Source organism: Enterococcus sp. AZ109 (genome assembly GCF_051714625.1).
GTDB lineage: Bacteria > Bacillota > Bacilli > Lactobacillales > Enterococcaceae > Enterococcus_A.
In genome coordinates this window covers 101,257-117,975 of sequence record NZ_JBIOSF010000002.1, presented here as the reverse complement: position 1 = coordinate 117,975, position 16,719 = coordinate 101,257, and the positions used below count along the sequence as shown (strand labels likewise).

15 protein-coding genes and 1 other annotated feature are annotated in these 16,719 nt (G+C 40.0%); of the genes, 9 read left to right on the top strand and 6 right to left on the bottom strand.

The features are described from left to right. Window positions 1–56: 56 nt before the first annotated feature. Together IGI42_RS17135 and IGI42_RS17130 are read right to left on the bottom strand one after the other, a co-directional pair. Window positions 57–932 (bottom strand): DUF2382 domain-containing protein, encoded by an 876-nt coding sequence (locus IGI42_RS17135; RefSeq protein ID WP_438717188.1) that lies wholly within the window; start codon window positions 930–932, stop codon window positions 57–59. Window positions 933–1,102: 170 nt separating this feature from the next. Then, window positions 1,103–1,993: a LysR family transcriptional regulator gene (locus tag IGI42_RS17130; protein ID WP_438717187.1), complete on the bottom strand. Its 891-nt coding sequence runs from the start codon at window positions 1,991–1,993 to the stop codon at window positions 1,103–1,105. Window positions 1,994–2,119: 126 nt separating this feature from the next. Between IGI42_RS17130 and IGI42_RS17125 the strand changes: the two genes are divergently transcribed. The 6 genes from IGI42_RS17125 to IGI42_RS17100 all read left to right on the top strand — a co-directional run bounded on the left by IGI42_RS17125 (window position 2,120) and on the right by IGI42_RS17100 (window position 6,473). Next, entirely contained in the window at window positions 2,120–3,727 is a 1,608-nt protein-coding gene (locus IGI42_RS17125) for an acyl CoA:acetate/3-ketoacid CoA transferase (RefSeq protein WP_438717186.1), read from the top strand. Next, complete coding sequence (locus IGI42_RS17120) at window positions 3,727–4,170, top strand: MaoC family dehydratase (protein WP_438717185.1); 444 nt, start codon at window positions 3,727–3,729, stop codon at window positions 4,168–4,170. The genes IGI42_RS17125 and IGI42_RS17120 overlap by 1 nt, the downstream gene beginning before the upstream one ends. Further along, complete coding sequence (locus IGI42_RS17115) at window positions 4,167–5,108, top strand: ketopantoate reductase family protein (protein ID WP_438717184.1); 942 nt, start codon at window positions 4,167–4,169, stop codon at window positions 5,106–5,108. The genes IGI42_RS17120 and IGI42_RS17115 overlap by 4 nt, the downstream gene beginning before the upstream one ends. Continuing rightward, window positions 5,101–5,472: a VOC family protein gene (locus IGI42_RS17110; protein WP_438717183.1), complete on the top strand. Its 372-nt coding sequence runs from the start codon at window positions 5,101–5,103 to the stop codon at window positions 5,470–5,472. Before IGI42_RS17115 ends, IGI42_RS17110 begins: the two co-directional genes overlap by 8 nt. Before the next feature lie 15 nt (window positions 5,473–5,487). Further along, the gene (gene aroQ, locus IGI42_RS17105) at window positions 5,488–5,928 is read left to right on the top strand and encodes a type II 3-dehydroquinate dehydratase (RefSeq protein WP_438717182.1); all 441 of its coding nucleotides are present in this window, start codon (window positions 5,488–5,490) and stop codon (window positions 5,926–5,928) included. A 302-nt stretch (window positions 5,929–6,230) separates the two neighbouring features. Next, the gene (locus tag IGI42_RS17100; protein WP_438717181.1) at window positions 6,231–6,473 is read left to right on the top strand and encodes a hypothetical protein; all 243 of its coding nucleotides are present in this window, start codon (window positions 6,231–6,233) and stop codon (window positions 6,471–6,473) included. A 72-nt stretch (window positions 6,474–6,545) separates the two neighbouring features. Here IGI42_RS17100 and IGI42_RS17095 read toward each other — a convergent pair whose 3' ends face one another. Both IGI42_RS17095 and IGI42_RS17090 read right to left on the bottom strand, forming a co-directional pair. Continuing rightward, a complete protein-coding gene (locus IGI42_RS17095) occupies window positions 6,546–7,649 on the bottom strand; it encodes a PLP-dependent transferase (RefSeq protein ID WP_438717180.1) in 1,104 nt (367 codons plus the stop codon). Further along, on the bottom strand, window positions 7,642–8,580 hold the full coding sequence (locus IGI42_RS17090; RefSeq protein ID WP_438717179.1) for a LysR family transcriptional regulator: 939 nt from the start codon (window positions 8,578–8,580) through the stop codon (window positions 7,642–7,644). Before IGI42_RS17090 ends, IGI42_RS17095 begins: the two co-directional genes overlap by 8 nt. A gap of 70 nt (window positions 8,581–8,650) precedes the next feature. After that, window positions 8,651–8,898 (bottom strand) — a binding site (T-box leader). Between the two features lie 223 nt (window positions 8,899–9,121). On the opposite strand from IGI42_RS17090, the gene metF reads away from it, so the two are divergent. Together metF and xerS are read left to right on the top strand one after the other, a co-directional pair. Continuing rightward, a complete protein-coding gene (gene metF, locus IGI42_RS17085; protein ID WP_438717178.1) occupies window positions 9,122–10,000 on the top strand; it encodes a methylenetetrahydrofolate reductase [NAD(P)H] in 879 nt (292 codons plus the stop codon). A gap of 825 nt (window positions 10,001–10,825) precedes the next feature. Then, a complete protein-coding gene (xerS, locus tag IGI42_RS17080) occupies window positions 10,826–11,923 on the top strand; it encodes a tyrosine recombinase XerS (RefSeq protein WP_438717177.1) in 1,098 nt (365 codons plus the stop codon). Window positions 11,924–12,478: 555 nt separating this feature from the next. On the opposite strand, the gene IGI42_RS17075 is transcribed toward xerS, so the two are convergent. Together IGI42_RS17075 and IGI42_RS17070 are read right to left on the bottom strand one after the other, a co-directional pair. Next, complete coding sequence (locus tag IGI42_RS17075) at window positions 12,479–13,483, bottom strand: hypothetical protein (RefSeq protein WP_438717176.1); 1,005 nt, start codon at window positions 13,481–13,483, stop codon at window positions 12,479–12,481. Between the two features lie 459 nt (window positions 13,484–13,942). Then, complete coding sequence (locus IGI42_RS17070; protein WP_438717175.1) at window positions 13,943–15,064, bottom strand: zinc ribbon domain-containing protein; 1,122 nt, start codon at window positions 15,062–15,064, stop codon at window positions 13,943–13,945. Between the two features lie 438 nt (window positions 15,065–15,502). On the opposite strand from IGI42_RS17070, the gene IGI42_RS17065 reads away from it, so the two are divergent. Next, window positions 15,503–16,597 (top strand): DUF3810 domain-containing protein, encoded by a 1,095-nt coding sequence (locus IGI42_RS17065; RefSeq protein ID WP_438717174.1) that lies wholly within the window; start codon window positions 15,503–15,505, stop codon window positions 16,595–16,597. Window positions 16,598–16,719 lie beyond the last annotated feature (122 nt).

Here is a 16,719-nt window from a genome sequence, read left to right as displayed (position 1 = left end):
TAATAGATGGAAAAAGCCTAGTGAAAGTATTTTTCACTAGGCTACTAATAGTTAAATTATCTTTTATCCATTGGATCATCAACTTCTTGTACTAAGCTGTCATCTGATGATTGAACGTCAAGATGCTCCTTATGAACGGTATCACTAACACTCTTCGTATCTTGAACTTCACGTTTTGAAATTCGAACTTCTTCAGTGACTACTGGTTCTTTCGTTACATGAACTTGTTCTTCGGATAATGGGATGCGAATTTCGCTTTCTCCTTCTTGGAAGTTTACGTCTCCGCTCGGTTGATCAGCAACTGATTTGCGTTCAATGACTAATTCTTCTTTAGTAACAGGTACTTCAACAGTTTGCGTTTCTTCGGTGACTACTTTTTTCACTACAGCTTCACCAGTTTGAACGTTTTCTTTTTCAACATCTAAACGTTCTTCCCGCATACGCAATACTTCATCAGCATTCGTACTATCATCGATTGGTTGTCCCACAACATCTGCCTCAGGTGCAAGCTCGTCAACTGGAGCAACAGCTGCGCGATCCATCGTTGTATCTGTAATAATTGTATCATTAATTGGCTGACCGACAGTCTCAGTTCCATGTTCAAATTCAGCGGGAACACGGTCAGTATCTATCGCTACTAAAATATTGCCTCTGGCGATGTCATCTCGATAGGTTTCATAATAATCACGGCGCATCGCTTCCTCATCATCTCCACCGAAAAATCCTTTAATACGATCCCATAAGCTTTCGTCATGTTCTTCTTCGGACCAGCCAGTTTCTACATGGATATCTTGATATTCTAAAGAGGGAACATTTTTCTTATCTACAATCAGCGTAATGCTTTCTCTAGGATACCCTTCGGCTGTCAAGGTTTGTACAGCTGTTTCTACTTCATCGATTGTTGCATAACTACCAGTAATTCTTTTTGTCATAATAAAGTCTCCTCTCACTGTATTCGATTACATTATTTATCTTCCCATCATCTGGACAACCATGCAATTTATCTGCTCAAATGAACCCAGTAGACTATAGGCAAAGATAGATCAAAAGCTATTCTTTGACAGCCTTTACACTAAAAAAAGTAGAAATATCTTATCAAGAGTCAAATGTAGCTATGCAGACGTGAGCCATTGTTTTTTACATAATCAATGAAGCGGATAACCGCTGGTGTTTGATGGCGTGCCGGATTGGTTGCCAGACAGATTTTTTGGGTTAAAAATGATTCATTAATCGTGATTTCCCTTACTTCAAATTTGTTTAGTATATTGGAACGTGGAAAAATACCTACCCCTAAGTTTTCACTAGCCATACTGATAAGAGTCAGATCATCGGCCACCTCGTAAGTAATTTTTGGAGAGAGATGCTTATTGGCAAAGTAACGATTGATTTGTGGGCGAATCGTACTTTGATCGGGAAAAGAAATAAAATCATAAGCCAAAAGCTCATCGATACTGTAGACTTTTTCACTGGAGAGGGGATGATTTAAACCAACAATGAAAATAATCGGCTGCTGGTACAATGGAGCAATCTCTAAATCCGGATAATTAGTATTCTCGGTACAAAAGACCACATCACAACTGCCTTCTTGGAGTTGAGCGAGTAAATTTTTCGTATTATTTTGTGTCCCACGAATGTTTATTTGGTTGCTTTTCGTGAAATCGGCCAACAAACTAGGAATAAATTTTGCCCCCAGTGAATAAACAAATCCTAAATCAATTCGTCCAGTCTGTTCATTAATCCGGTCATAAACTTCTTCTTTTCCTAAATCCAACTCATTGAGGGCTCGTTTTGCCCGCATCTGAAACAGGTGGCCATATTTATTTAGACTGATTCTGCGTCCAATTCGATCAAATAACTGAACCTTTAGCTCAGACTCTAGGTTGCGAATCGATTTGCTTAAAGCCGGCTGGCTGACGAATAAATCTTCGGCGGTTTGCTGCATATTTTCGCTTTCGGCTAGATGAAGAAAATAGCGTAGTTGTTGAAGGTTCATCGTGATCACTTCCTTTTGTTAAATTATACCCTAATTCAATAACTAAAAGTTATCAAAAGAAGAAAAATAGGTATTGGAATTAATGAAAGCGATCCCTTATTCTTTAGGAGAAAAGGAGGGGATAACTTGCTTAAAGATAAAAGATCTAAAATCATCTCTGCAGCTGAAGCTGTTCGCCTAGTTAAAGATGGCGATGTCGTCGGCTTTTGCGGAGCCGGTGGCGGAATCACCGAACCAACACAGTTGATCACTGCATTAGCCCAGCGCTTTGACGAAGAAACTCACCCGCAGAACTTGACCTTGATCCATACCACTGGATTAGGGGATCGGAATGATCGTGGCATGTCGCCCTTGGCTAAACAAGGGATGATTAAGCGAATCATTGGTGGACATTGGGCACAATCACCGCGTTTATCCGAGATGGCTGAGCGTAACGAAATTGAAGCCTACAATTTTCCCCAAGGAGTTATCTGTCAATTAACCAGAGCTGCCGCCTCGAAGCAGCCGGGAATTTTAACCCATGTAGGCCTAGGAACATTTATTGATCCTGATCAAAGCGGAGGCCGTTTGAACAAGAAAACAACAGAGGAGTTGGTCTCAAAACAGCTTATTGATGGAAAAGAGTACCTTTACTACCAAGCAACACCGCTTGATGTCGCAATTATTCGGGGAACTACAGCAGATACGGATGGCTATATTACAATGGAAGACGAAATTGTCTATCTGGATGCGTTGATTCTCGCACAGGCTGCCCATAATAATGGTGGGAAAGTCATTGTTCAAGTACAAAAGGTCGTGAAAGCCGGAACGCTTCATCCAAGACAGGTTAAGATACCGGGATTTTATGTCGATGCACTGGTGGTGGATGAGCAGCAGTCGCAGCTTTATGTTGGCGGCGTCAATCGCTTCCTTTCCGGCGATTTTACGGCCTGCGTGGATTCCACCGAGCTAATTGAGCTAGATCAGCGAAAAGTCGTAGGTCGCCGGGCACTTTTTGAAGTTTCCTCCGGTGATGTCGGCAATGTCGGTGTAGGAATCGCTGACGGTATCGGAATTATTGCTCGCGAAGAAGGACTTCAAGAGGAATTCACTTTGACTGTCGAAACAGGTGCAGTTGGAGGAGAATCTGCCCAAGGAATTTTCTTTGGGGCAACCTTGAACAGCCGTGCTTTGATGGATATGCCAACACAATTTGATTTTTACGATGGTGGCGGTTTGGATGTCTGTTTCTTGAGTTTCGCAGAGGTGGACCAGCTGGGGAACGTGAACGTTCATCGCTTTAATGGAAAAATTGTTGGAACCGGCGGATTTATCGATATTTGCCAAAACACTCAAAAAGTAGTCTTTTGCGGTACGTTAACCGCTGGAGGCTTGAAAACAACCATTGATCAGCAGCAGCTATCGATTCAAGAGGAAGGCAAGTTTAAGAAGTTTATTGCAGACGTCCCAGAGATTACCTTTAATGGTCGCGACGCTATCGCTAGAGGCCAAGAAGTCCTTTATGTCACTGAACGGGCGGTCTTCCAATTAACCAGTGAAGGTGTCCAGCTGATTGAAATCGCTCCAGGCATTGATTTGGAGAAGGACATTCTCCAGCAAATGGCCTTTAGACCTAGTATTTCCAGTGAATTGCGGGCCATGGATACTCGCCTGTTTCAGCCAGACGTTATGGGCATTAAAGAAGAATGGCTGAAACAAACACTCACTAACCATCCCACAAGGAGGAACAAATAATGATAAAAAAATTGCCTTTGAAAGTCGATGATACCTGCTTATACACTAAAACCATCAGTGAATCAGATGTTTATCAATACGCAGGTATTACTGGTGATTTTAGTCAAATGCACATGAATGCTGAATTTATGAAAACCACCCCCTTCAAGGAACGGATTGTTCACGGAGTACTGACCTTTTCCTTTGGCTGTACTGCTTCTACCATGATTCAGCAGCAGGCAAACGCTGATATTCCTAGTGTTTCTTATGGCTATGACAAGCTACGTTTCATAAAACCAGTTTTCTTTGGTGATACCGTAACCGCCAAATATACAGTAAAAAGAGTTGATTTAGCTGAAATGAAAACCTATGCCGATGTAGAAATCTTCAATCAACATGGAGAAATTTGTGTCTTTGCTATCCACATTTTGAAATTTATTCCTGAGGAGGATATGGAACGATGAAAATCTGCTTTTTAGGAGCTGGTGCCTTAGGGAGTTCTATTGGCGGAACTTTAGCCCAAAATGGTAAAGAAGTTTATCTAGTGGATCAGTGGCAAGAGCATGTGGACCAGATGAATCAAAATGGACTGATTTTTGTGGAAGATGGCAAGGAAACAGCGATTCCCATCCAAGCTACTACCGATCCATCTACTTTAGAAAAAATGGATTTGCTGATTGTATTAGTTAAATCTTTTGCTACTGAGGAAGCGATTAAGCAGTCGGCTCCATTAATTGGGGAGAACACGCTAGTTCTGTCTTTACAAAACGGCTTAGGCAATGAAGAAATTCTGGAACAGCAGCTTAACCCCCGCCAAATTATCGGTGGAAAAGCCTATGTGGGCGGTGTTTTAATTGCACCTGGAAAAGTCATTCCTGGTATTAAAGGAAAAGAAATTTGCGTTGGTGAAATGAATGGCCAGCAAACTGAGCGAATTCAAAAGGTTGCTGAGGAACTGAATGAAGGAGGTATCACTACCGTCATTAGCAGCAACATCAAAGGGATGATCTGGGACAAGCTGATGATTAATGTAGCCACTGGTGCCCTGGCTGGCATTACTGGACTTCCTTATGGTGAGCTTTATCAATTACCAGAGGTGGAAGCCACTGCTTTTGCGGCGATTGAAGAAGCGATTGCGGTAGCTAAAGCACATCAGATTGTATTGTCTGAAGAATCACCCCAAGCCATTTGGCAAAAAGCAGCTGCCGGATTGCCTTACGGATTTAAAACCTCGATTTTGCAAAGCTTGGAAAAGCAGCAACGTTCAGAAATTGATTTTATCAACGGCGCAGTTGTACGTTGGGCAAAAAAGGCTCAGCTAACAGCGCCAGTCAATCAGACACTCACTGCCTGTGTGAAGGGAATTGAGGCTAAAAACAGCCAAGGTGACGCCAATGACTAAAGCGTATATTGAACATATCGCCGTTTTCGTGACGGATGTCGAATGGTATGTCGACTTTTTCTACCAAACCTTAAGCTTCACTGAACGCTTAAGGAAAGAAGAACCCGGTCAGCCAAAACAAGTATGGCTGTATGGAGGAATTCAGTTAATCGAAAGTCAGGAAAAGCACCACAGCGGCAAACTAGGTCATTTAGGAATTATGGTGGATGACCAGCAGGCTGTCCTTAAAAAAATCAACACCTATCCGGTAAAGCAGCTTCCGCAAGGGGAAAACTGGCTGCAGCTTCCTGATGGTTTATGTTTAGAAATTTTACAAGCAGCACCAGGGTCAATTGAACAAATTCAAGCAGCGAAACCTTGGTAGTAGAAAGGAATTATTATGAAAAAAATATTAATGCTCCATGGCGTGAACCACAATATGTTCGGCCATCGCAATCCTAAACATTATGGAACAGTTACGCTTGATGAAATTAATCAAAATATGGCGAAGCTGGCCTCTGAATTAAAGGTGGAAGTTGAACACTTTCAAACTAACGACGAAGGCAAAATGGTGGAACGAATTCATCAAGGCTATCAAGATAAGGTAGATACCGTCATCATCAATGCAGGTGCCTGGACTCATTACAGCTATGCTATTCGCGATGCGCTGGAAATCTTGGAGGTGCCTTTCATTGAGATGCACATGTCAAATGTTCATGCGCGGGAAGAATTCCGGCATCATTCCGTGCTTGCTGAAAAAGCAGCTGGTGTTATGTGTGGATTTGGATTTGAAACGTACCAGCTGGCACTGCGAGCAGCCGTTTCTTTAGTGGAAAACTAGTGGTGTTTTTGCTAGTTGAGGCAGAGAGGGATCTCTGTCCTTTTTTATTTTGGTTGAGTAGCCAATGAATGATTGTAGCCTGTAAATAAATTATGTAAACTAAAGGTTGTTTTACTTTTTTGAAAACAAATATCTTGAAAATATGATTACTCTCTATGAAAATTTTGTGGTAAAATCATTTTATTAGCATTTTTTCACTTTTGGGGAGTAAGTTTAGAAAAAATTGCGTCTCTAGACTGAGGTCAAGCCTTACGGGAACATGCTACACTCTTTATATAGGAAGAGATAGGGAGGAAAACGAAGTGGAACACATCGAAAACGGAATGGATTATACTTCTACTGAAGACAAATTGCTGCAGGCGGCTACTAAGGTGCGTTGCAAACAAGCGAAAATTTCAGCGGTCACTTCCATGGCTGTTGCCTTAGCAAGTTACAATGTGGATGCTTTAGCCCACAGCACACTTGGTCCTGTCGTCATTGCCGGTGGTATTGTCTCAGGCTGTGCCAATATTTATTTAGCCAAAAAACATAGCAGCAAATTGTAATTGCCATTATATTCGTTTACTTTATTTTGAAAACCTCCAGCGAATCTTTCAACTTGCTGGAGGTTTTTTCTTTTACTCAGCGTTTTTCAAGGCCTGCTGCAAATCGGCAATCAAGTCCTCAGCATCCTCGATACCAACTGAAAGCCGCAATAAATTGTCCGTCAGCCCGTAGGATTCCCGCAGCTCTTTAGGAATTTCCGCATGAGTTTGCGTAGTCGGATAGGTCACTAGACTTTCCACACTGCCAAGGCTTTCCGCAAAGGTAAACAACTGCAGCGCCGATAGAACGCCAGGCACTTGTTCAGATGAGTGCAGCTTGATACTGATCATACTGCCACGACCAGGGTAAAAAACTTCTTTGATCGCCGGCTCGCTTTCCAAATAAGCGGCTAACCTTTGCGCATTTTCTTGTTGCTGCAGAACTCGCAGCTTTAGGGTTTTTAAGCCACGAATTAATAGCCAACAATCAAAAGGAGCTAAGACTGCTCCAGTGGTATTTAGGCTATAAGCCAATTTTTCGCCTAAATTGCTTGATTTAGTGATCACCGCTCCAGCTAACAAATCATTATGTCCTCCCAAAAATTTAGTTGCTGAATGAATCACGATATCTGCGCCTAAGTCTAAAGGCTTTTGTAAAATAGGGGTATAAAACGTGTTGTCGACAATTAGCAAGGTGTCCATGGTTTTAGTCAAGGCAGCTACTTGAGCAATATCAACTTCGTTCATCAAGGGATTGGTTGGTGTTTCTAAGAAAATTGCTGCAATCTCGGGCGTAAGCTGTGCAGTTAAATCCTCCAGTGTATCGAAATAATCAAAGTGATATTTGCCTTGCTGAGACAAAGCATTGAAATAGCGATAGCTGCCGCCATAAAGATCACGAGAAACTAAAAAGCGGCTGCCGCAAGGAAACAACTCGAAGACTAATTGAATAGCGCTCATTCCTGAACTGGTTGCAAATCCAAATCGACCATTCTCCAAGCGAGCCAAAGCTTCCTGCACGATTTGTCTTGTCGGATTGGCTGTTCGTGTGTAATCAAAGCCAGTACTTTGACCTAATTCTGGATGTGCATAGGTAGTAGATAAATAAATGGGTGGGTTCACCGAACCGGTTTGCTGATCAGATTGATTTCCGATTTGAGCTAAGTAAGTTGCTTCTTGATAATTTTTGTTAGACATAGACTTCCTCCTCAATTGTCGCAAATCCGTAGTCATGGATATGCTTTTTTAGTGTATCTAAATAGTGTGTTCCTAGTGATGATAAGTTTGTACGTTGGCTCTTAATCCAGCCGATTTCCATCCGGTCGGGAAGATCCAAAGGTATTGCTACGATACTGTCATCATTTAATTCACTACTAATGATTCCCGTGCTAAAGGTATAACCGTTTAAGCCTACCATCAGATTAAAAATAGTTGCTCGATCACTGACTTTAATATGCTTTTTATAGCTTCTGGTACTTAAAATCTCTTCTGAAAAGTAGAAGGAATTACTATTACCTTGTTCAAAGGACAAGTAAGGCAGATCAGTTAAATCTGCCAAGGTTACGATCGATTTAGTGGCTAGCGGATTTTCTTTACTGATAAAAATATGCGGGGCAGCAAAGAAAAGGGTGGAAAAAACTAAATTTTTTTCTTCAAACAATTTTTCCAGCACTTTGCGGTTAAAATCATTTAAAAATAGAATGCCAATCTCGCTACGAAAGCTGGCAACATCATCTAAAATATTTTGCGTCTCAGTCTCTCTTAAAGTAAATTGATAGCTATCTGCTTGATACTTCTCGATAAATTCAACAAATGCATGTACCGAAAAGGCGTAATGCTGCGATGAGATCGACAAGCGGGAGTCACGCTTATTAGAATTTTTATAGCGCTTCTCCAGCAAATCTACCTGATCGGTTACTTGCTTGGCATAGGTCAAAAATTCTCGGCCTTCTTCCGTCAAGGATACTCCCAGCTTGCTGCGGTGGAGAATGCAGATACCCATTTCATTTTCCAACTCTTTGATGGCACTAGACAAGGTAGGTTGGGACAAGTATAAACTCTTGGCTGCTTCATTGATGGAGCCAATCTCAGCAATTTTTTCTAAATACTCCAGTTGTTGAATCCGCATCACTATATGCCTCCTTCTTGATTAGATGTGTTCCTTTAAGCACAAAAAAAGTCCTTTTTCTCATTACAAGAAAAAGGACGAATGAATTCGTGTTACCACCTTAATTTGCTACAACTTCACAGTTTATAGCCTTAGCCAGTACGAGCGTTACACTGATACTGCGTTGCGATATCGGGCACCTCCGTCAGCAGCTTATTATTCACTCACCGCTGAATGCTCAAAGACCATTTTCCAAACGTTCGCCATTACTCCTTTTCACCAACTGGAGCTCTCTTTCAAATGGGTAGCTATTTGTACTCTTCTTATCGACGCATCTTATATTGGTTTTTACTATAGCCAACTTTTTCTCATCTGTCAACCATTTTTCTCATTATATTATCATCAAGGGTATAGGAATTCGCTGTAACCAGTTATAAATATTTACTGTTAGCCAATAACTCAGATGAATGATAGAGTTCAATTTATAAACACTCCAGGAGGAAAAAACATGCAGAGAATTGTCAACGATACGATACAAGGTAAAAAGGGGAGGTGGAGCTAGATGATTCCCAAGAGTAACGGAGCAACCTTGTCCTTTGAAGTTTTTCCGCCTACGTCAAAATCATCCATCGACAGTTTATACCATTCACTGAGTCAAATGGAGGACCTGGCACCGGAATTTATCAGCGTTACCTGTAGTAATCAGCAGCTGTCCCTCACCGAAAGCACCGTGAAAATTGCTCAGCACATTCAGCAACAGCACCAAGTTCCCAGTATTGTTCATTTAACAGCAGCTTATTTGAATAAAGGGGAGGTGGATAACATTCTTGAAGTCCTGAAGCAGAAAAATATCCGAAACATCCTAGCTTTGCGGGGAGATATTTTGCCAGATAAGCCAAGAGGGACTAACTTTCAATATGCTAGCGATCTGATTTCTTATATTAAAGGGCAGGACGATCGTTTTTCTATTTCAGCAGCTTGTTATCCGGAAGGCCATCCCGAATCGGATAATACGGTGGCAGATATCCATCATTTGAGAGAGAAAGTCCAGGCTGGTGCGGATCAGCTGGTGACTCAAATGTTTTTCGACAATGAGTCGTTTTATCGATTTCAGGAAAAATGCTGGTTAGCTGGGATCGATGTACCAATTTTAGCCGGGATCATGCCGGTTATCAACAAACGACAAGCCGAACGAATCATTCGCACCGCCAATATTCAGCTGCCGCAAAAATTCTTGGCAATTCTAGACAAATACAGCGACAATCCGGTAGCATTAAAAGATGCCGGCACTGCGTATGCGATCGACCAGATTGTCGATTTAGTTACACAAGGTGCTGATGGCATTCATTTGTATACGATGAACAAGGCTGAAACGGCTCGAAAAATTTATACGGCGACGAATTCATTGTTTGAGATACAGGAAACCGTCGAAATATCATAAGAGAAAAACTCAGGAGGACAAATTTTTGCTTCCTGAGTTTATTGCGCACTTGATAAGAACATACGTTTCTGTTTTGCGGAATCTTTACTTAAGACGCAAAACTTTTCGACTTCAGTGAAGATTCTTGTGAGCGTTCGTTAACTCGAATAGATTATCTAAAGGCTTAGAAACCTTTATTTGACGTTCTTTATAAGAGCAAGAGGTCATCTGGAGACCTAGTTTGACTCATCAACTTGGTTTCATCTTTCTAAAAAATGTACGTTTTTCGGAAAGATGGATATAATGGATTGTGTAGATTAACGGTAATTAGCGGATATAGGTTAAAAATGGTCAATTTTGCGGTTTTTCCTGGGTTTAGATTTGGTTGTTCAACAGCCGCACTTTTTGTCCAATTTCCGCGCATTTTTTCACTTTTTTGTGCGCTACATGCGCCGTACTTGTACAGTTAGTCGTTGTTCAATTGCGAGTTGCTGCAGGAATCATCGACAAAACTTAAAGCGTTAGGAAATTTTTTGAGGTGTTTCGATCGGTTTATTTTGATCAATTTAGTGATTTTGGCTCGGCTGCTTGGCTGATTTATCTGGCTGTAGCTTTCCATAATTGTATTATGTAAACAAAGTCTCCATCATTCTGAAAAGATAAGTTTTTTCAGAAACATAAAATAACATCTAAAATCATAATTACCTCTCCTTTTCCTCTCCGTTTAGGTGTTTTTAAAAAATAAAATAAAAACTAGTTGACAAATCGGTCTATACCCTCTATTATTATGTTAAGGGGTTCTCCCCCTATTATTCAAAAATTGGTACATACAGGAAGGTGATTTTTATGTCCAAAGAAAAAGCCAACGAAAAAATTGATCAACTTCTTGCCCACATGCCCTCATTCATCCATGAGTTCGTTGAAATAAAAATTGCTGACGAATATTCCCCCAACACGATTTTGGAATATTTGAAAAATTACCAGCAGTTCTTTCAGTGGTTGATCCAGCACGAGCATGTGCCTGAAAAAGAAATGAACGCGATTGCGCCCTCCTCTTTAGATAAATTGCAGCTGCGGACCGCCACCCAGTACAAGTCCTATCTATTGAGACGCAAAAAACAAAACACTCGCCAACTGAATCAAGACGGCTCGAAAAAGCAATCCAGTGAAACCTTGTCGAAGGTCACCATTCAGCGGAACATCACTGCCTTGAAGGTCCTTTTCAAGTATTTGGCGGAAAGCTCCAACAATACGCAAAACAAGCCTTACTTGACCCACGACATCATGCGGGAAATTGCCAACGTCTCTGATCGCCGCACCCTGCAGTCGCGGGCCGACACGATTGAAGACAAGCTGTTCTTAGGGGACGAAACCGAAAAATACTTGGAGTACATTCGCGATATTTATCCTGAGACCCTTTCGCCGCAAGCGATGAAGTTTTATCGCCGGGACTCTGAACGAGATCTAGCTATCAATGCCTTGATGCTGGCTTCTGGCCTGCGATTATCAGAAGTTGTCAGTATTGATCTGGATGAGATCAGCTTTGAACAAAATCGCGTCACGGTAATCCGCAAAGGAAACAAAACTGACTCGGTGCGGATCGCCGCCTTTGCTATGGAATATCTGGCTAACTACCAAGCCATTCGCGAGGAACGCTACCACCCAGATAAATACGAACCGGCCTTCTTCCTTTCCATCAGCAAAGGCAAAGCCAAACGCATCACCGGCTCCGCCATCGAAAAAATGGTAGAAAAATATTCAGCCAGCTTCAAAGTTCGCGTCACCCCCCATAAGCTGCGCCACACACTGGCAACCAGACTCTATCAGCAAACCAACAACCTGGTACTGACTGCCCAGCAGCTGGGACATAGTTCGACTACGACCACGACTTTGTACACGCATATTGAAAACGATAAGACCACGGATGCGTTGAATTCGTTGTAGCTAAAAAGAATTGAAAGTGGCTAGACAGAAAATCTGTTTAGCCACTTTCAGGTTCACACTATTTATAAATTCCCTCTTCTATATACAATAAAGAAAAGACATTAAGCTACTTGGAGAATATGAATACTAATTCAATTGAATAAAGTAATCTCCTATCTCGTATCCGTCCTCGGTATACAATTGAGCAAAATTTGGAACTTCCTTAACTCTTTCCGACTTTATATCATAAATGTAATAGGTTGTAGTTGTAGCAGAGCGGTTGAATTGAATCAGTATTTCTCCCTTGTCTTTTTTTTCCTGTTAGAAATTCTATATCTGGTAAATCTATTTCAGGAAACGTTATACCACCTTCGTCATTAAGAAACTTTTTCTTAGGCTGATAGGAAGCAAGATTGAGCACTTTATCTTTGTCAAAGAGCACTACTAACCTAGAATTCCCTTCACGAGTAACAAATTCAAGGCGTACCATTTTTATTCAGTTCAGCTCGTCTCGTATTTTCATTTTTTCTCATGCTAAGAACGCATATAGAGGTAACCCTTACAGTGTTTACATGGTCAATTCCATTCAACGAAGTAATCATCAAGATGATAGCCATTGTCGTCTTTAATTAGATCTAATTCGGGAAGCTCAGTTACTTCATCTTTTTTTATATCGTATTTATAATACTCAGGGTTGTCATCTTTTGTTTTGAAAAGAATGACTCCGCTATCTTTTTTTCCTATCAAAATTTCAATATCTCTATTGCTAAAACCGTCTATGGCAAATTCCACTTCAGATTTATAATCACCATTTAAGTAATCTTTTTTAGATTGATAGGAATCATGCTTTAGAACCTTATCCTTGTAAAAAAGCCCATTAACTAAATCCATAAAGAAAGGATCTGATCCATCAGAGTCAAGCGCATAAAAATCAAACCCATTGTTTTCTTCTTCTCCCGAGTGACCTTCATCTTTTAAGGTTTCTTTACTTATATTATCAAGCGGAACACTGAACCAGTTTTCTTGTATTCTGTCATAGAACCAAAAACTGTTTTTGTAAAAGTGAGCAAATAAATGAAACGGAGTTGTTTCATCTGATACCAGTCCAGATACATTTGTATAATTTCCCTCTTCATCTATGAAACCTACAGTATTAGCGTCACTCATTTGGTCATCGGAAAAGTAGGTCGCATGTGAAGCAAGCAACTTATAATCAGGAGAAAAGGGCTTTCTCTCTCCGTTAGGAAATTTTTCATGAACGCTAATCCGAATAGTATCTGGAGCATTATCCCCTCCTCCTGCTGTCCTAGTTTTACCTTGAAATTTCTTAAGTTCCGTTCTAGCACCCGTATCGGGGTCAATACTAAATAATGTTACAACTGTGCTAGATGTTCCTCTTACATCTTTATTAGGGACATCATCAACAATAAAAGAAATTATTTCATCATGAGCATTGTTATTCTCAGCATTGTTACTTCCACCACCATTGTCGGAAGAGCTTTCATTTTCTCTGGCTCCACAACCTCCAAGTAGCACCAAAAACAGACAACTAACAAAAACCAACAAACACCTTTTCTTCATTTTAATCCCCCGTCTCAATCTTTTTTTAATCCCTTGAAATTATCATACCTTGGCAAGGTAATACAAGCAATAAAGTTTAAAAAATTAATAGGTTAGCGAGAGTATAACTGTCTTGTTAGATGTTTCTTCTGGCAAGCCTTATTAATCTGGGTCATTTAAGTCTTTGCAGTAGAATAGGTACAGAGCACAATTGGGGATAGTCGTGTGTTCACTAAGAAGAATCTCCCTTGAGTATCTCCCCATATCTGAAGCCTTTTTTTCTGACATCTTTGAGTACTATCTTTGTAGAAGTATCTCGTTCCCCGATTATGCTTTTTTTGAACTTCGTTTTTATATTCACTTTTCATGATGATATCTATCCTTTGTATTTTACGTACAGTCTGAAATACTTGGAAGCATGGCTGATTTCCTTTTCAAATATCCTCAGATACTTCTGATTCTTCTACTGATCGCTCTTCTTTAGTCTAAAATAATTTTACGAGAAGTTATCAGCATATTCCCAGCAGAATTATACTCATCCACAGTACCATCGAAATTGACTTTAAAACAATTACCTCCAGCACCAGATAGATTATTTGCTGTAATGAAAAATCCGTCTGGTTCCTCATTAACCGAACTAAATTGGGTTAATTTCATAAATTCTTCGATGGTCGTTCCGTGCTCTTCTTGAAAATACTTGTCGATATAATCAAATACATTCGATCGATCCACTTTGTCTTGTCCGTTATCATTACCAGCGTCTTGAATTAGTTGTGGTATCTGTAGTGTTTCCGTAAAGCCTGCTTCTCCACTGGGTGCGCTTATTAATAGATTGTTTTCGTAATAAAGCTGCCAGCCTTCAACTAATTTTTGGTCATTAACATTTGCAAAAACGCCCCGTAAAAATGCAGCATCATTGGGCATTATGGCTAGATTATAAGGGGATGACACTAAGGATACTTCGGTTGTAAATGGAGAGACTAGTGTAAATTTAGAAGGATCTACCACTAAGAACTGTGATGATAGATTCCGTATTGATACATCAATAGTTATGCTGTGAGTATCAGGCACTTGAACACCAGTAGTCTCTACTTGCGAAGTTGTTGCAGAAACGCTGGTGAATAAGCTGGGAATTTCCTTGTTCTTCATTAATCGAAAAGTACCTTGAATAGTTTCAGGTGCTTTAATAGAAGTATCCGTTATGAAATAGTCGTTTGGATCAGTTGACTCAAGCTTCTTTTCTGTAATGCTGTTTGAACTATTTTCTTGTGTGGATTCTTTCCTGTTAATAGCAATAGACGTTGATGAGGTAGCGCTGGTTAATTGCTCGTTTCTGTTATTTAGGTTGAGGTAAGCAAATAGAAAGAATCCTATCAAAGTTATAATGATAATTCCAGTAATTATTCCTAATTTTTTTCGATTCATCGACCTATTAGAAGATACTTCTTCCGGAATAACCGCTTGATCTATCGTTTCTGAATTCTGAAATTCTTTATCTGATTGAGATGTGTTGACAGTTGATTGCTCAAATTTGTGACCACAATTAGTACAAAAATTTGCCTCTCTCATTACCGGTTCTCCACATTCAGGACAAAATTTCATTGGTTAACCTCCTTCATTTTTTCAAATTTATCCTCTTAGAAAGGGCAAGAAGGATTTTTCCTTAGAATAATCATACTGCTTCTCTTAAAGTACACTTGACAATTTAATTATACCAAAAAGTTTTTGAAGAAAATTGTTGTAGTTGTTTCTATGTCCTATATTATTACCATCTAGGATTTAATTATTACTAGATGCGTGATCTCTAAGCTTTTGATAATTTAATATTGAATAGAATCAGCCAATTCTCTCGTAGTTTTGACACAAGCTTTAGTATCGGTAAAAATCTTGCGAATGTTAGCAACTCTACATCGATTGTATGTCCCTATTCTTGTTTGCTATAATAATAAGACATTCCAAAAAGTATAGTTATGAAATGTAACAAACACAGTATTAATATCAATTCTGTCCTAACCAATCAAAAAAGCCAAAGGAGCTATCATGAATAATTATTTCTTAAAGCGCTGGTTTTGGTTAATCCCAGGAATCTTCGCCTTTCTGCTAACTCAATACGCTCGACTGCACCCAGCCTGGACCGAGTCTGTCTTTAGCTTAAAAATATATCCAGTTTTAGCAAATATTGTGGGCTTTTTACCTTCGTTGGTTTCTTTTTCCGTAACTGAGTGGCTGGTTCTACTATTTATTGCGGCTTGTTTAAGCGTTTGTATTTTTTCTGTGCACAAATTCATTGTCACGAAAAATGAACGGCGCATGATTGTTTATCGTGGAGTGGTAAGTGTTTTAGCAATTGCAAGTATGATCTATTTTTTCTTTACTATGTTGTGTGGCTTAAATTATTACCGCTATACGTTCACTGATTATACTGGTTATGCTATTGATCAAGGAAACCAAGCGGATTTGGAGCTGCTTTGTGCCAATTTAGCGAGTGAATTGATGGAAATTCGCGGCAAGTTGTCGGGTGATATGTATGATTCCAATGAATTTATGGTATATTCTGAACAATCTGTAACAGCGATGCAGGAACTTGCCAAAGAGTATCCGGTGTTGAAACGTTCATTTTATTCCAAACCCAAGCCTGTTCTATTATCAGAAGTCATGTCGCAAGCAGGTATCACTGGTGTATTTTTCCCTTTCACCATTGAATCAAATGTCAACCGAGATGTTCCCTTTTACATGGTTCCCTCAACAATGGTTCATGAACTTGCCCATCAAGTTGGCTTTATGCGAGAGGACGAAGCGAACTTTATCGCCTATCTAGCCTGTAAAAAAGTAAATGATCCTGTAATGAATTACAGTGGCGTATCGTTAGCCTTCAATTATTCGATTTCAGCTTTAAATCGCGTAAATCCGGAAAAAGCAACCGAAATTAGAAGCAGCTTGTCACAACAAGTTCAGCAAGATCGTACCTATTATACGGAGTATTTTAGTAAGTACCGTGGCACATTTTATCATTTTTCAACAAGAGTAAACGACACTTATTTGAAAGCAAATAATCAAAGTGACGGCGTTGCTAGTTATGGGCGCATGGTTGAGCTATTGTTGGCTGAACAAAAGAATAGGCGAGTTTTTGAATGATCGAACGTAGCTAATTTCCAACCGAAAAAGGAGCCAGACCTATTTGTGACATTAGGTCCGGCTCCTGTTTTAATATGAGATATCTTGTACATGTAACACTACATAAATGAGCTTATACACAC

Excerpts from the sequence above, each read along its gene's own strand:
- IGI42_RS17095 (WP_438717180.1), bottom strand. The coding sequence starts at position 7,649 with ATGTCTAACAAAAATTATCAAGAAGCAACTTACTTAGCTCAAATCGGA.
- IGI42_RS17120 (WP_438717185.1), top strand. The coding sequence starts at position 3,727 with ATGATAAAAAAATTGCCTTTGAAAGTCGATGATACCTGCTTATACACT.
- metF (WP_438717178.1), top strand. The coding sequence starts at position 9,122 with ATGATTCCCAAGAGTAACGGAGCAACCTTGTCCTTTGAAGTTTTTCCG.
- IGI42_RS17130 (WP_438717187.1), bottom strand. The coding sequence starts at position 1,993 with ATGAACCTTCAACAACTACGCTATTTTCTTCATCTAGCCGAAAGCGAA.
- IGI42_RS17110 (WP_438717183.1), top strand. The coding sequence starts at position 5,101 with ATGACTAAAGCGTATATTGAACATATCGCCGTTTTCGTGACGGATGTC.
- IGI42_RS17065 (WP_438717174.1), top strand. The coding sequence starts at position 15,503 with ATGAATAATTATTTCTTAAAGCGCTGGTTTTGGTTAATCCCAGGAATC.
- IGI42_RS17135 (WP_438717188.1), bottom strand. The coding sequence starts at position 932 with ATGACAAAAAGAATTACTGGTAGTTATGCAACAATCGATGAAGTAGAA.
- IGI42_RS17090 (WP_438717179.1), bottom strand. The coding sequence starts at position 8,580 with ATGCGGATTCAACAACTGGAGTATTTAGAAAAAATTGCTGAGATTGGC.
- IGI42_RS17115 (WP_438717184.1), top strand. The coding sequence starts at position 4,167 with ATGAAAATCTGCTTTTTAGGAGCTGGTGCCTTAGGGAGTTCTATTGGC.
- aroQ (WP_438717182.1), top strand. The coding sequence starts at position 5,488 with ATGAAAAAAATATTAATGCTCCATGGCGTGAACCACAATATGTTCGGC.
- IGI42_RS17075 (WP_438717176.1), bottom strand. The coding sequence starts at position 13,483 with ATGAAGAAAAGGTGTTTGTTGGTTTTTGTTAGTTGTCTGTTTTTGGTG.
- xerS (WP_438717177.1), top strand. The coding sequence starts at position 10,826 with ATGTCCAAAGAAAAAGCCAACGAAAAAATTGATCAACTTCTTGCCCAC.
- IGI42_RS17070 (WP_438717175.1), bottom strand. The coding sequence starts at position 15,064 with ATGAAATTTTGTCCTGAATGTGGAGAACCGGTAATGAGAGAGGCAAAT.